Consider the following 14,196-nt stretch of genomic DNA (forward strand, 5'->3'; position numbering starts at 1 on the left):
AACTTGAGTCAGTGAACCAAGAATCCCCCGAATTATATTCGTGGGGAGTGTCAAGATTACGGAAATTAATGCAGGTCAAGCAATACAAGATGCTTTAGCTTCTGTTAGACGATATGCTGGCGCACAAGCTAAAGATTATGTCCTACAAAGATTGGGGGATAGTTTTGGCAATGTGGTATTAAGTACACTTAATGCTTTTATTCCTGGTTCTTCGGTTTTGAACGACCTTTTAAGTGGTATTGAGAAGAAATTTGATTTTGAAGATGGGTTAAAAGGAATAGTTTGTGGCTATTTTGAAGGTTTACCTCTAAAAGATAACTTGTTTTTTGAGGTTAAAATTCACAACGGAGTTCCACAAAATAATGGTTTTAATTGTTCAAATCATAATCAAGCACCAACAAAAATTAGTAAAAAACTACAAAATTTGAAAGGAAGTGCGCCAGACTTTTTGTTCAGAAACTCACCTCCTTTATCTTATAGACCAAAAGATCCTGGAGCTTATTTAGTTGGAGATTTAAAAACTTATCTGGGTAAAGCTAGGGAAGATATTAAAAATAATGATAATCAGTGGCAGAATATGGCTCAGTATGCTCAAAAATATCAAATACTACCATTTGTTTCCTATCTAGCTTTGTTTGATGGTAATCCTTTAGAGCGTACAAAAAAAGAGAGTAAAGGGCTTTCTCAAACAGATAGAAAAGAGTTAGCAGGAAAAGCATTACAAGCTGGTGTTATACTTGTTCTCGCTAATCTTATCGACAATTAATATATTCCTATTAATTAAAAACTAATTATCTATTGAATTACCAACTATGTCATTAATTATTAGATTACTAGGACATAAAAGATATGACGGAATTTTGGATAAAATTACTGATATAAATAAGCAATTAAAACAAATTGGTTTATCAACTTATAATTTCTGCCCTGACAGATTACCAGATGATCTTGTCTTACCCTGGCTGAAGATAAGCACTTTTGAGTTTACTCTTTTAAAGAACGTTTTTCTTGAATTAGAAGCTAATCCTGATTGGACTCCTGAAAGTGATTCTCTTTTTATTGGTGAACGAGTATTTTTCTTATCTTTAGCTAAGGAAATTTTTACAGAAAAACAGTCTCACCTCCTCTGGCATCATAACTATTTTGGTTGCTATGTTCCTATAGATTTTAAGGATGTACTTCTTCCCGATGATTTTCTAACAAGTATGGGGTCTAGTATTCAGTTAAAAGATGAATTAACAGAATTAGCAGATAAGCTAAAACTAGATTTAGGTAATTATACTCCTGATTTTGAACTTCTCTGTGAGGAAAGAATTTATGAGCTTGAACATGATCCATTAGGATTTGAAAAAATGCTTCTTTTATGCTTATATAATTTCTGCTTAGCTAGTATTAAATATGATTTAATTATTGAGCTTAGCGGTTAATATATATAGTGGTTCGATGCCTATATTAAGGTTAGATGAGAATGGAGAGCCTATTTATTATCTAACGGATGCGATGGGTTCTGTAATAGGTTTAGCGGATGGAAATGGGGCAGAGATCGCTGAATTTGAGTATGATAGTTTTGGTAATTTAAGGAATTCTCAGGGGAATGATTTAGGGTTAACAGGAGGTGATTTTAGGTTCCAGGGACAGTGGTTAGAATCGAATACTGATTTGTATCATTTTAGAGCGAGATATTATGACCCTGAAAGTGGTCGGTTTGTGAGTCGAGATACCGTAGAAATTATTGAGTATGAACCTGAAAGTAGTAATCCTTATCAGTTTGTTTATAATAATCCTCATATTTATTTAGATCCTAGTGGGGAAATTACTTTGACTGAAGTTGGTGCTAGTCGAAAAATACAAGATATACTTAATAATGCGAGAACTTATATAGGAATGGAAGTTAAAGAACAAATAACAGCTAAAGCTAATCAAGTTGTAAGTGATGCAATTTTTGATGTTTTTGGACATTTTCTTCCTCTAGAAAACCTCCCATCAATTTTTACAAGTGACGTTACTTCTGCACTTAAATTAGATGGGGAGACATTTGCTGGCCTTGTTTTTGAAGCTGCCATAAAACGTTTAGCAAATCAGTATTTTCCTGATTCTTTCCATGATTTTATTTATTATGAACCCACATTAAAACTTAGCGGTTTTGCTATCGATGATGGTTATCAACCACCTCAGTGGGAATTTCAAGGGACTCCTATGTCAAATACTTCAAGACCTGATTTTATTATTACATCAGGTCATCCTCGTCGCCATACTGCTGATGGTGATAGAAGTTGGTTAATTGGTGATATTAAGCTATCTTTGAAGACTCTTGTTACAGATTACTTTGGCTTTAATGGACAGTCTCCTACAAAACAACATCAGTGGACAGCCATACACAAATATGCGCGAAAAAATGCAACTTATTTGGCTGGTTTTATTACGCTATTTGATGGAGGAAAACAAAATAAACAAGTCTTACGATCAATTCTTAATAGAGAAGCAGCAAGTAAAGGGATTACTGGTTTAGTAGCTTCCATTCTTCAAAATGCTACTAAATCTTCCAATTGGTAACTAACATTTATAAGTTATTTTAGTTAAATATTATCCGCTTATTTAAAAACTATGAAAAACTCGAATATTCCTAACCCTAAAAATTCTTTAAATCAAGCAATTTCTAGTTTTGACTTACCCAGAATCAAAGAACTGATATCCCAAGGGTTTAACGTTAACCGAGTCAATCGAAATGACCATTTAACTCCTTTAATGCTCGCTATTAAGCTTAGGAGAGCCGATATTGTTAAACTTTTACTTGAGGCTGGTGCTGATTTATATAAATCTACATATATTGAAGATACTCCGTTAAGTTTCGCTACTTCAAAAGGAAGTTTAGAAATTGTTAAATTATTACTTCAAGCGGGCGCAAATCCAAATCAAGGGGGCCTTGTTTGTCCTCTGCATAGGGCTGTAGTGGGAGAATATAGTGATGTAGTTAGAATACTAATTGAAGCAGGGGCAGATATTGATTATCCTGATGACTTTGGAATGACTGCTTTAATAAATGCAGCAGTTATAGATAATTTGAACATAGCTCAAATTTTAGTTGATGCAGGTGCTAATGTTAATGCCACTGAAAATACTGGCAAGACAGCTTTAATGAAGGCTGCTGAATGTGGTCATCAATTGGTATTTGATTATTTATTTCCTCTAACTTCTGCTATACAACAAAGACAAGCTGCACAAAAGGCACTTTCTATTAGTCTCCAAGAAAATCCCCCAAAAAAACTAAAAAGAAATACTAATTTTCCTTTAATTGAAGCCATTTCTAATTTTGATTTATCGAAAATTAAAAAACTGATATCCCAAGGGACTAACGTTAATCAATTTGATTTAGATGATACGCTTACTCCATTAACGCTTACTATTGAGCTTGAACGTGCAGATATTGTTAAACTCTTACTAGATGCTGGTGCCAATATTGATGAATCTGCATTTCTTGAAGATGCTCCGTTAGCTTTTGCTGCTTCACAAGGAAATTTAGAAATTGTTAAATTGTTACTTGAAGTTGGGGCAAATCCTAATCATGGAGGGTCTAATTCTCCTCTACACAATGCAGCCGATAGAGGATATATTAACGTGGTTAAAATATTAATTGAAGCAGGAGCAGACGTTAATTATACTGATATAAGCGGTATCACTCCTTTAATGTGTGCAGCACAGAAAGGAGATTTGAGTATAACGAAAATTTTAATCAATGCAGGTGCCAAGGCTAATGCAACTGATGAGAACGGAAATGTAGCCTTAAATAAAGCTGCTTACTATGGTCATCAAGCAGTATTTGATTATTTATTTCCAATGACTTCTGACCTTGAAAAGAGAGAATATGCTCAACAAAAACTTGCTCGTGCTATTCAACGTAAAAAAAACCTCACCATGCGTCTTATTTTTGCTGTATCACGAGGAAATATTAATAAACTCCAAAAAGCAATAGACGATGGAGCAGATATTAACGCTAAAGATAATAACGGAAATACAGCTTTATCTTTAGCTAGAGAAGCAGGAAATACCGAAATTATAAAACTACTCAAAGACGCTGGAGCCAAGGAAGATTAGATACTGAAGTCATCTAATTTATTTCAAATTATCCGTTTATTTTCAAACACTGAACCGCCCTCCGTTTCGTCTCCTCACCCCGTCGATCATACTTCGCCGTCGTCACCGGAGAACTATGCCCCGCCAACTTCTGCTAAAGAAGTCAAAGAGGAACCGTCACCCCCAATCGCAAAGCCGGATTATTACGCCACCGATCAGCCACATGAGCATACAAAGCCGTCGTTCTAGGATCAGCATGGCCTAACAAATCCTGCACCTGCCGTAAATCCGACCCTGCCCTAATAGCCAACGTCCCTGCCGTATGTCTCAAAGAATGTGCGCTCAACTGTCGCTGTGGTTGTTGAAACGTAGTGGACGTAGATGAAGCCGATTGTGAAGGGCGTTGTTTTTCCCCGTTAGACGGTTGATGAGACTGATTTGAGGCTGATTTTTTACCCGAATTCTGTTTCTTGGGCTGCTCCTTTAACCCTGATGCTCGTAAATACTTATCAATCACTCGCTGAATGGAACGACGACTCAAACGCCCTCCATAAGTCCTTTTATCTAAAGCAATAAACAAAGGCGTATCCCCATTTAACGCCTCTCCTGACCGCTTCCTAGCATTCAGATACTTATTCAGCAGCTTCGCCAAATCAGGGGTTAACGGCACAATGCGTCGTGAGCGTTTCCCCGATACCCTGATCCCAATATCCTTACCTCTTTTAATAATATCCCCAATAGAAGCCCGGTGCATTTCTACGGTTCTGCATCCTTCCAAAACCATCACCGCCACCAAAACCCGATCCCGCAACCCCCCTATAGTATTCTCAGTGGGCAAACTCTCCAATAACCCTGTCACTTCCGGTTCTTCAAGGTAATTAATGCGTTCGGCTGGATCAATATTTTCTCTAGGGGGTTTAATGCCCAAACCCGGATTAGCCAGGATTAGACCCCGTTCTACCGCCCCTGCATAAAAGCGACGCACCACCGTCAATTTTAGAGCGATGGTGGCACATTTATAAGCCTGAATTTCCACCAACCAACGACGGTACTCCTTGATATCATCCCGTGTGGCATCGAGGGGATGGAGTCTTTGAGAGTGGCACCAACTAAAAAATTGCTTTACAGTACAAGCGTAGGTTTTCACCGTATCATCGGCAGCATTGCCATCGGCAGTGTCCAGACGAACGAAAGCAGCAAAGCGATCCAATAAATCAGTGGGGGTGAGATCCGAGGGGGTCGTATGGGTCAGCATAAGCGTCGGATAAATCCTCTTGTAGATCAGGCACAAATGCCCGATACTGAACTCATTACCATACCATAATGCGTCAGATAAATATCCTTATACGACTCTAAAGAATATAAAGCTGAGTTGTTGGAAAATGGAGATCAAAGCTTTGATCTAGAGATAGGAAGTTAAGAATTATTAAGAGAGCTTCTAAATACTATTTGCTGTCCAGGGTTAGTCCATTACTAGATAAAAGATTAGGTAACAGATTAGTCACTGACTCTTGTATTAGTTCCTTTAACTTCTCTTCTGATGGTAACTGACTATATCCATTACTAAGTAAAATACTTTCTCAAGAGTCCTTTACTTATATCAATTACTTAATACTGTACTTTTATCACGGACTAAGTAGTGTACTAAATCCCGAAAAATACATTACTAAATATTTGATGCGCGTAACTGTGGGGGAAATGAACATAAAGTTAAATATGACAAGTTAAGTTAAAATGACAGATATATCAATTATGCCATAAATAAAAATAATGACAGTTCAAGGAACAACCACCAAGATCACTGATGGAGGGCGCATTGTCATTCCGGCAGAATATCGTCGCGCTTTAGCCCTTAATACAGGGGATGACGTTATTCTCACCCTCGAAGAAGGAACCATCCGCATTTTGCCTCGAACCGAAGCCTTACGTCGCGCTCAATCCATCGTCACCCGTTACACTTCTTATCAGGACTTAGCCACTGAATTGATTGAAGAACGTCGGATAGAAGCAGAAAATGAGTAATTATGTCCTTGATGCTTCGGCTGTACTTGCTGTTCTTAATCAAGAAATAGGAAACAAGCGCGTTAGTGAAATTTTAGGGGAGTCTGTTATTAGTGCGGTTAACCTCAGTGAAGTCATCGCCAAACTAGAAGAAAAAAATGTCCCAGAACCAGAAATTAAATTAGTGCTTTCTTATCTCAATCTTGAAGTCATTGCCTTTGATGAGCCATTAGCTTTATGTTGCGCCCGTCTGCGTCCTCTCACTCGTCATTTAGGCTTATCTTTAGGGGATAGGGCTTGTTTAGGGTTAGCTCAACAGCTAAATTATACCGCCGTTACAACGGACAAAGCTTGGGGACAATTGAACATCGGCATTTCTATCGAAGTTGTTCGTTGAATTTCTCTTCAAGAGACACGCTCATTCAAACAAGCTGACATCCCAGGAACTTCGAGTTTTAGATGCAAAGCGTCATCAGTTTCGGTTAATTCAGCAGCAGGGATTTTAGAGAAATTCCCAAAATCATCTGAAGAGCGTAGGAGTTAAAGCTTCATCAAATAAACGGTTTAATTGACGTTGCTCAGAATTCATTTCTTGCCAAGGACTATAACGTACTAATGCCATGATGGTGTCTCCTTTGAGTAATCTATGAATAGTTGATTAACGTAAACTGGTTTGTTTATCGCCCCAATGGGGCAAGAAGTCAGGAGTCAGGAGTCAGGAGCCAGAATTAATATTAATAATTAAACAATTTTTTCTCCTGATTCCCTTCTTGCCCCATTGGGTTTAATACCCCATCTTCTACAAGTTGCTTAGAAATAGATTGGGGTTTGAATCCCCATTCTATTTCTCTCCTGACTCCTGACTCCTGTATTCTGACTCCTTCTTCAATTGTTTGGTTATTTTTATATTAATCAGGTGACAAGAGAAACGTAAGTGAGGCTTATATCCCCTATTTGGTAGGGTTTACTCACCGAACCAATAAAATGTATTTGTGTCGAGAAAACTGTACTTGATCCAGGTTGATTGTTTAAGAGTAAGGCATTAAAGGTTAGAATTAGAAGCTTAAAATTACTCTAGATGCGCAACAAATAATCTTTTTTATATACAGTTACCAACAAAAAACCCCGTCAGAAGACGAGGTAAATAACAAGAGATAACGGTCAAAACTTTTAATAATTGATAATTAATAATGGATAATTATAGAGCGTTAATGATGTGTGAAGAATTAACGTCCTAATTTTTGAGAGTAAGAAACCAATCCAGCACTAACAACTTGTCCATAGTTATTGAGACGTTCTTGTTGTCCGTTGCGAGTGGGGGCAAAAAATGTATCGGTTAAACCCATTGAAGCGAACATAACGGTAGCTGCGAGAATAATGTAGTTACGGACGATGGCGGTGTTGTTGGTGGTGGTGTTGAACATTTGTTTGACCTCTCTTGTCCTCTTGTTACCCTTATCTTATGAGGTCATCAGGGGTGATGTCAGTCCCAAAAGCAAGGTATATTCTAGGTTTTCGCCATTCCCTTTTCTCCTTATAAGTGGAATAAAGTGGAAAATATTGCCCATTCATCCTTACCTTATTCCTTCACCCTGAGTTTTCCCTCACTCATTGATAAGTCTTTCCTGAGAATCCTTGATAAGTACATCTAATGGATACTATCAAAAATAATTTGTCAAGTATTATTTACAAACTGTTACTTTTATTGTTACAATTATTTACATAGAGAGCCACAGGAGGCAACAAGGTATGTACACCACCACTCAACTCGACAACGGTATTCTCAATAACTACGCAGTAGAGCCTCAACCTTACTACGCTGAATATCCTGCTCCTTTTCAACAACGTCGTTACTTAGTCCAAGGAGCTATCGCTGCATTATTCGTCACCAGCTTAGTCATTGTTTCTGCTGTCATTAGCTAAAAATTTATCTCTTGCTTGACAATTTAGGATTTCTCCCGTTTGACCTCAGATAGTCTGGGGTTTTTTGCTGTTTATCTTTTTGCCAGAAGATCAACTACGACTTATTTTTTGGAATCTGATGGACCTCTTTCGTCTCTATATTTCTCAAAGATGTGTCCTCAGTTTGACAAAGTATCGGGGCTATTTTTGAGTGCCGATTTTTGCCGATCTTGAGCGACTTCACAAAAGCGATTATTTGGTACATTTAAACTACCGTAAACCGAAAAAAGAATTTATTGAATGATTTAAGTTATATCAGTTTAATATACCTGATTTTTACCCTATTTTTTCTTTTATACTTTGAATAGCAACGGTTTTTATTCTTGAAAACCGACGAATTACTCCTTCGTTTTACTTTTGGCTTGATTTGGCTTGAGGAGTTTATTTTAAGTCATTTTACAACAAATAATCTTATTTTTGTTTATTAGATTACCAAGAATCTGTTTAAATCTTTGTTGATTCTTTATAAAGCAGAATGCTCTGATTTTTGAGTTGTTATCTGAAAATTTTAATGACGCTTACTCCAGCCACTTTCAAGCCAAAACACCGATATTTGAGGAATTTTTTAGCACTACAGTTCATACTACGGATGTGTTTAAAATCCTCCGTGGAGTCGGAGAGCCAGCAGGCTCTATGTCATACAGTTGCTATCTACCCAATAACTGCACTTGCTGCTGGTTGGGGGGCATTTCCCCCCAATCCCCCCTATTTTACCATTTAATGTTTTCTTTGTTTTTTGAAGGTAATAAGATTTTCTTCTAGAGACGCATGATATTAGAGTTGGGAAAACAATCAAGACTCAAGTAAATCATTAATAGTGGATAACGGCAAAAACAATAGTAAAGGATGTTCTTCTGTTCCCTCAAACCCAAAACGTTGATAATATTTTTTCACTTCAAGACTTTTTGCATCTACAAACAACCCTATCACCCCGGCATTGTCTGCAATTACTTTTGCTCGTTTCATGGACTCAACCAACAAAATAGACCCAATCCCTTGTTTTTGAAAGTTCTTTGACACGGCTAATCTTGCTAACTTTACCCCAGGTACAACATCGGGATATTTCTTCGCCCAACGAGGGGGAAGATTATCAACTTGTACCTCACACAAGGTCAAGGGAAAAAAGCCTATAATGACCGATGGTTGCTCAGTATCAACCAAAACAAAGGTACGAGATAACCCTTTCTGGATATGCTGTCGTGCGGTGCGTTGTAAGAACTGATTAAGGGCATTCTCTCCACAGTCAAACCCTTTCCTATCGTGATGCTTACTCAGGAGTTCAATCTGTTTCACTGAAAAAAGCCTGATGTCTAGCAATAGCGTCCTTTAAATGGTCATTAGGGACGGGGGGATTTTCAATGAGACTAAAAATTTTATCGGCATCGACATCAGATAAGTGAATTATCTGCTCTTGGTTAATGACGAATTGAGCTTCTTTGACGGCTGCTGCTACCATAAATTGGTTTAAGGTTGCTCCTGTCAAATCAGCAGCTTTTTGTAATGTCTCTTTTACTGAGACTGGAATTCTAGCTGTTACACGGGAATCGTTTGGAGAGGTTTTAGCCATCAAATTTAGTTCCTTATTTTCCTTCATTTTAACAGACTTGGTGACAAAATGGCACCATCAATAATGGACAATGGATAATTACCAAATAATTAATTGTTAATTGTTAACGTCCCCGTCTCCCCTTTCTTCGTTTTATGAATTGATTCGTTTTCTGCTCTAATTCTCTAAGTGCGTCTTTCATCTTAGAACCGGTAAATGTTTCTACGTCTTTTTGGGTTAACCCAGGACTATTTTGAGGTAAGTTAATACACTGCCATTGCTGGAAATTCTGTTCATCAAACCCAACAGCTTGAGCTATCATTTTATAGTTTCCTTCTCCATTTCTAATAGTTAATCTTCCTTGACTATATTCTATTAAGTTATCTTTGGCTGAATATCTAACGGTTTGGTTGGCTTTTAACCATCGATAAGCAATAGGAGCTATGGTTAGGGTATATTCAAGTTGCTTTTCTATGACATCAAAACAAAATTCAGGAGTCAACGGTAAGGGATTCATTAAGGCTTTTTCTTTGTCTAATGTCTCTGATGATGTATTAAGAGTGTTTAACTTAGACTGATTAATTAAGGTGTTTTCTTTGTCTAATGTCTCTAATGATGTATTAACAGTATTTAATTTAGACTGATTGATTAAAGCTTCTTCTTTGTTATCTGATGATTCCTGGCTCTGATTAATTTTAAGTAATGGTTCTTTTCTAATTTCATTCTCTTTATGGGACAAATCTTCTGTTTTATTCTCATTAATTAATACCCTAATATGTTGATTATTCTTACAACTTTTAGGCTCATTATTTAAAGATAATTGGTTTTTCTTCTGCTTCTCTTTTCCTAATGATTCAGTATCTAATTCTTTAGGTAAATAAAGACTTAAGTTAATCTCTGACCAGTTAATTAATTGTTCTGTGGGAAGGGTAACTTGTTGATGGTTAACGGCAGATTCCATCGCTTTTCTATCCCGTTGAGGGTCACAGTTAACTCCTCGCTGACTAATTAATTTAGGGAAGCTGCCGTTATGCAGTTTACTCCCCCTAAAAGGTTTAGCCCCGTCGATATGATAACTAATTCTTTTTCTACCGGTGGCTGTGATAATGGGTTTCACGTCTATGCCTAAATGTTGCAATCTCCCTATAAATAGGGTCATGGTGGGTTTATCTCTGGTGACGGCATCGATGGCTGCTTGTAGTTTGATGGAAATGGGAATATCTGGGGTTTGTGGCTGTAAACCGGTTTGATAATCCCTCAGTTGTCGTTTATATTTTTGCACTTGGCCATGAGTAAGGGCTTTCTGTTTTCTCTCCCGACTAGGGGCAACTTGGGTTAATTGATGTTCTTGTTCTAATTCCCTGATAATGGCTTCAAATCTTCGTTTATCTTGCCAGTCATCCACTCTTTGCCCTTCTAAGGTAATCATATTCACGGCAATATGGATATGGTCATGGTCATGGTTCCAATCATGGCCGGGGTCTTGTCGCTGATGTTCAATGACTACATATTGATTATCTACATAGCCTAATCGTTGAATGGCTTGTGTGGCAATCTCTTGTTTGAGGTCATCTTCTACTTCCCCGTCTTCTGGGGCAAAACTGAGAATAAAGTGTTTGACCGGTTTGGTGGTGGTTCGTCTTTGGTCTGCACAATTATTGAATTCTTGGGTTAGTTGTTCAATGGTGTCCCCGGCTGCGTTTCCTCCAATAATTCTGGCCCCTTTATCAGTAGCCAATAAATAACGAAATAATCCCCCAAAGTTACTGCCATGTTCAATGTGTCCTATCATTGGTTTAGTTTCAAGAATAAAAAAAACGATTAATAACTAATAAGTGATGATTCTTAAAATTGATGGTTAATGGACAATTAGTAAGTAATCTCTTAATTCAAGCACAAGATTGACGGACTACTTTGATAGTGCCACTAGACACAGTTTCGGGTTTGGGACTGACCATAATTTCAATATTTTGCCCTAATGCCACCAGAAAACTTAAGAGTTTTTCTAAAGAAAAACCTGACAATCGACCATTCTTTAAATTCGTGACTTGAGATACATCAATCGTTAAAATTCTAGCCACTTCTTCATCAGCTAATTGTCTCTCATTAATCAGGTCGTAAATGAGTGAAGCTAGTTTAACTTTAGCTAACTTTTCTTCTGCATTACTAAATCCTAAATCGGCGAAAATGTTTCCTGAACTTACCGTATAGTCTGGCATTTTTTTCTCCTTTATCCTAATTAGAGTCTGTTTGATTGGCAATCTTTTGTGCTTGTTTTAGGCGTTCTTTAATTAAATCAATTGTCTGTTTGGGGGTTTTAATACCTGTTTTCGATTTTTTCTTAAAGGCGTGGAGAACATAAACAGAATTACCAAGTTTGAGAGCATATACTGTTCGGTAAGTATCTGTTTGATAATCACTCTTAATTTCAAATACTCCACTTAATCCCTTCAAAGGTTTAATGTGAGGATGAGTTTGGTTTTTTTGAACCCGATACAGGATATAACCAACTTCATCGATGACATCTTCAGGAAACTCTAAGAGTTCCTTTTTAGAAGATCCCACCCAAATAACCGTTTTTAGTAATTCATCTCCCATTTTTACCTATTATTACTTTATCCATGATTAATTCTTGAATTTTAGACTGAAACTTAATGGTTTAATTCGTTTACCTCAACGCCTGATAATTCCAATCGAATTTGTTTGAGGGTGGGTTTGAGTTGTTCAATTAAGGTCATAACTTCGGTTAAGTCATCAACGTTATTAAGGTTTGAGGGAAGGGGTTGCCCTTGTTGGTTAGCAGTGTTCAACACTTTAGCCATTTGATTAATATTGTTACCCAAGGCCGATAGTTGAGTGGAAATTTCCCCTAATTCTCGATAAATATTCCAATTGACTCCAGGAACCCTGGAGGGCAACACCGGTAAACCTTGAAGTTTCCGAGTGATGTAAGCACTTCTGGATAAGTTGACTGCATCTGCTTGTTCATCGAGGTTTGATAATTCACTTTCTCTAAATCGAATAGAAACGACTTTTTCTTTTTTCTCAGGGTTGGGCATGGTGATATTTTTTCTGATTAAATTAAAGGATTGACCAAAAATTGGAGATTGGAGATTGGAGATTGGAGATTGAGTAAAACAGGTTCCCTTGTTTTTAAGCTTATGTAAATCTACAATCTACTTTTCCCTTGCCCCCTGTCTTTTAAGCTTATGTAAATCTACAATCTGCCCTCTGCAATCTGCAATCCTTTGACATTAAATGTTTCTAAAGTAAACTTATTATTAACGGGGACGGTTTCAAAAGCATCCTTTTAGATTTCCTTTATTTTTAGGGGGGTTTGGGGGGCATTTCCCCCCAACCAGCAGCACCTTTCTATTAATAATTATACCATAACTGTATGACATAAAGCCTGCTGGCTCTCCTCTATATTTTAACCTAATTACTAACTAAAATTACCTCATTTTGTACGGACATTTTCTAGATTTTTGGTGTGCAAAGTCCCTCATTTTCCCTCATCAAAGCCGATTTTTTACCAAGACAAACTGAGTATATTTAGTCAGATTCACTTCCAATATTTGATAATTTATAATTTTATGAGGATAGCTCACTTTTACTTTGTATCAAACAGGATTGTTGCTGGTTTCGATTTTTAATAGAACATATTTATTACCTAGAATCAGGTTTTAGAGAGACTTCGAGGTATTTTGCACGAATCGTCGAATATAAAATAATTGTGAAGTCAACTAAGATAGTCCCATCCTTTCTTCCCAACTGAGGGGTTGAATATCATTTAAACAACTTAGGGGATACTCCCAACCATCAGCAGTCCTTAACTGTTTATGGATATCCCCAGAATCAGTCAGAAATTCTACCACTTCCCCTATCAACCGCATCCATTGACCGGTGAAATGTTGCAGCCGTGCTTTGATTTTTTGCCCAATAGGGAAAGGATCTGGTTCTGGTTGGTTAAGTTGGGCAAATAATGGTCGTAATCGCTCTTTTTCTTCTGATGGCAAGAGATTCCATCCTAGTTGTAATTTTTCTTTGGTTAAACCACTCTCATCCCTGAGAAACTTAATATCTTCTACTGTCTCAGAATGACTAATTAGACCCGCGATAAATTGGCGATCAAATAGGGATATGGCCTCAAGGGGAATCTCACCCACCGATTCAATCTCCCAAATATTGATATCCATAACGGAATTTGTTGAAACTATCTCTTTATTATTTATATCTGGTTCCGTTGTCGCCTCCATTTCCTCAATATTTATATCCACATTGGATTCTATTATTCTCTCCATCCCCACTTCATTCATATCCAGATTGGGATTTGTTGTTGTCTCCATGTTCTGAGTATTTCTATCCAAATTAGCCGAACTTGTAGTATCATATAGCGGTTGACGATGTGGCGGATCTTCTATAAGAATTTTTGAGGGATCGTCAACCGCTATATAGCTTGACTGATGCTGGTTATCGCCATTTTCTGCTGAAAAAACTTTTTGGTTATTTTCTTGCCCATTTTCCGTACTACAAACCGACTCTTGTAATACAGATTCCTTACCCAGGGCAAACGCATCTAAAATATGAGCAAAATTAGGGTATAATAAGGTCAGAAT

Annotated in this window: 15 protein-coding genes and 2 pseudogenes; 7 read left to right on the plus strand and 10 right to left on the minus strand. The window is 37.3% G+C overall.

What is annotated here, in order from left to right; genetic code table 11:
* Nucleotides 1-40 precede the first annotated feature (40 nt).
* Genes P9B04_RS03330 through P9B04_RS03345 form a run of 4 tightly spaced genes read left to right on the plus strand, consistent with a single transcriptional unit; the run spans nt 41 to nt 4,092 of the window.
* Nucleotides 41-766, plus strand: coding sequence for a hypothetical protein (locus tag P9B04_RS03330; protein WP_342053580.1), 726 nt, complete (start codon nt 41-43; stop codon nt 764-766).
* Nucleotides 767-812: 46 nt separating this feature from the next.
* Nucleotides 813-1,427: a hypothetical protein gene (locus P9B04_RS03335; RefSeq protein ID WP_342053581.1), complete on the plus strand. Its 615-nt coding sequence runs from the start codon at nt 813-815 to the stop codon at nt 1,425-1,427.
* 16 nt (nt 1,428-1,443) lie between these two features.
* Nucleotides 1,444-2,553, plus strand: a complete 1,110-nt coding sequence (locus tag P9B04_RS03340; protein WP_342053582.1) for an RHS repeat domain-containing protein — start codon at nt 1,444-1,446, stop codon at nt 2,551-2,553.
* A gap of 51 nt (nt 2,554-2,604) precedes the next feature.
* Nucleotides 2,605-4,092, plus strand: a complete 1,488-nt coding sequence (locus tag P9B04_RS03345) for an ankyrin repeat domain-containing protein (protein ID WP_342053583.1) — start codon at nt 2,605-2,607, stop codon at nt 4,090-4,092.
* 28 nt (nt 4,093-4,120) lie between these two features.
* On the opposite strand, the pseudogene P9B04_RS03350 reads toward P9B04_RS03345, so the two are convergent.
* Nucleotides 4,121-4,225: pseudogene (locus P9B04_RS03350) on the minus strand (tyrosine-type recombinase/integrase); the annotation flags it as partial.
* A gap of 9 nt (nt 4,226-4,234) precedes the next feature.
* Entirely contained in the window at nt 4,235-5,326 is a 1,092-nt protein-coding gene (locus tag P9B04_RS03355; protein ID WP_342053584.1) for a tyrosine-type recombinase/integrase, read from the minus strand.
* Nucleotides 5,327-5,841: 515 nt separating this feature from the next.
* Here P9B04_RS03355 and P9B04_RS03360 point away from each other — a divergent pair.
* On the plus strand, nt 5,842-6,093 hold the full coding sequence (locus P9B04_RS03360) for an AbrB/MazE/SpoVT family DNA-binding domain-containing protein (protein ID WP_342053585.1): 252 nt from the start codon (nt 5,842-5,844) through the stop codon (nt 6,091-6,093).
* Nucleotides 6,086-6,469, plus strand: coding sequence for a type II toxin-antitoxin system VapC family toxin (locus P9B04_RS03365; protein WP_342053586.1), 384 nt, complete (start codon nt 6,086-6,088; stop codon nt 6,467-6,469). The genes P9B04_RS03360 and P9B04_RS03365 overlap by 8 nt, the downstream gene beginning before the upstream one ends.
* Before the next feature lie 829 nt (nt 6,470-7,298).
* Here the strand turns inward: P9B04_RS03365 and P9B04_RS03370 are convergent.
* Nucleotides 7,299-7,496: a hypothetical protein gene (locus tag P9B04_RS03370; protein ID WP_287139541.1), complete on the minus strand. Its 198-nt coding sequence runs from the start codon at nt 7,494-7,496 to the stop codon at nt 7,299-7,301.
* A 325-nt stretch (nt 7,497-7,821) separates the two neighbouring features.
* Here P9B04_RS03370 and psb34 point away from each other — a divergent pair, with 325 nt between their 5' ends.
* A complete protein-coding gene (gene psb34, locus P9B04_RS03375; protein ID WP_342053587.1) occupies nt 7,822-7,995 on the plus strand; it encodes a photosystem II assembly protein Psb34 in 174 nt (57 codons plus the stop codon).
* Nucleotides 7,996-8,826: 831 nt separating this feature from the next.
* Here psb34 and P9B04_RS03380 read toward each other — a convergent pair.
* The 7 genes and pseudogenes from P9B04_RS03380 to P9B04_RS03410 all read right to left on the minus strand — a co-directional run.
* A complete protein-coding gene (locus P9B04_RS03380) occupies nt 8,827-9,327 on the minus strand; it encodes a GNAT family N-acetyltransferase (protein WP_342053588.1) in 501 nt (166 codons plus the stop codon).
* Nucleotides 9,314-9,601: a type II toxin-antitoxin system TacA family antitoxin gene (locus P9B04_RS03385; RefSeq protein WP_342053589.1), complete on the minus strand. Its 288-nt coding sequence runs from the start codon at nt 9,599-9,601 to the stop codon at nt 9,314-9,316. Before P9B04_RS03385 ends, P9B04_RS03380 begins: the two co-directional genes overlap by 14 nt.
* Before the next feature lie 103 nt (nt 9,602-9,704).
* Nucleotides 9,705-11,372 (minus strand): relaxase/mobilization nuclease domain-containing protein, encoded by a 1,668-nt coding sequence (locus P9B04_RS03390; protein ID WP_342053590.1) that lies wholly within the window; start codon nt 11,370-11,372, stop codon nt 9,705-9,707.
* A gap of 97 nt (nt 11,373-11,469) precedes the next feature.
* Entirely contained in the window at nt 11,470-11,799 is a 330-nt protein-coding gene (locus P9B04_RS03395) for a helix-turn-helix domain-containing protein (RefSeq protein WP_342053591.1), read from the minus strand.
* 16 nt (nt 11,800-11,815) lie between these two features.
* Nucleotides 11,816-12,178 carry a type II toxin-antitoxin system RelE/ParE family toxin gene (locus P9B04_RS03400; protein ID WP_342053592.1) on the minus strand — a complete coding sequence of 121 codons (363 nt, stop codon included), beginning with the start codon at nt 12,176-12,178 and terminating at the stop codon, nt 11,816-11,818.
* Between the two features lie 53 nt (nt 12,179-12,231).
* Entirely contained in the window at nt 12,232-12,639 is a 408-nt protein-coding gene (locus P9B04_RS03405) for a plasmid mobilization protein (RefSeq protein WP_342053593.1), read from the minus strand.
* 684 nt (nt 12,640-13,323) lie between these two features.
* Nucleotides 13,324-14,196 (minus strand): annotated as a pseudogene (locus P9B04_RS03410) (hypothetical protein); the annotation flags it as partial.

The organism is Crocosphaera sp. Alani8, assembly GCF_038442745.1.
In the GTDB taxonomy this organism is placed as follows: domain Bacteria; phylum Cyanobacteriota; class Cyanobacteriia; order Cyanobacteriales; family Microcystaceae; genus Crocosphaera.

Excerpts from the sequence above, each read along its gene's own strand:
- P9B04_RS03335 (WP_342053581.1), top strand. The coding sequence starts at position 813 with ATGTCATTAATTATTAGATTACTAGGACATAAAAGATATGACGGAATT.
- P9B04_RS03340 (WP_342053582.1), top strand. The coding sequence starts at position 1,444 with ATGCCTATATTAAGGTTAGATGAGAATGGAGAGCCTATTTATTATCTA.
- P9B04_RS03345 (WP_342053583.1), top strand. The coding sequence starts at position 2,605 with ATGAAAAACTCGAATATTCCTAACCCTAAAAATTCTTTAAATCAAGCA.
- P9B04_RS03355 (WP_342053584.1), bottom strand. The coding sequence starts at position 5,326 with ATGCTGACCCATACGACCCCCTCGGATCTCACCCCCACTGATTTATTG.
- P9B04_RS03360 (WP_342053585.1), top strand. The coding sequence starts at position 5,842 with ATGACAGTTCAAGGAACAACCACCAAGATCACTGATGGAGGGCGCATT.
- P9B04_RS03365 (WP_342053586.1), top strand. The coding sequence starts at position 6,086 with ATGAGTAATTATGTCCTTGATGCTTCGGCTGTACTTGCTGTTCTTAAT.
- P9B04_RS03370 (WP_287139541.1), bottom strand. The coding sequence starts at position 7,496 with ATGTTCAACACCACCACCAACAACACCGCCATCGTCCGTAACTACATT.
- psb34 (WP_342053587.1), top strand. The coding sequence starts at position 7,822 with ATGTACACCACCACTCAACTCGACAACGGTATTCTCAATAACTACGCA.
- P9B04_RS03385 (WP_342053589.1), bottom strand. The coding sequence starts at position 9,601 with ATGGCTAAAACCTCTCCAAACGATTCCCGTGTAACAGCTAGAATTCCA.
- P9B04_RS03390 (WP_342053590.1), bottom strand. The coding sequence starts at position 11,372 with ATGATAGGACACATTGAACATGGCAGTAACTTTGGGGGATTATTTCGT.
- P9B04_RS03395 (WP_342053591.1), bottom strand. The coding sequence starts at position 11,799 with ATGCCAGACTATACGGTAAGTTCAGGAAACATTTTCGCCGATTTAGGA.
- P9B04_RS03400 (WP_342053592.1), bottom strand. The coding sequence starts at position 12,178 with ATGGGAGATGAATTACTAAAAACGGTTATTTGGGTGGGATCTTCTAAA.
- P9B04_RS03405 (WP_342053593.1), bottom strand. The coding sequence starts at position 12,639 with ATGCCCAACCCTGAGAAAAAAGAAAAAGTCGTTTCTATTCGATTTAGA.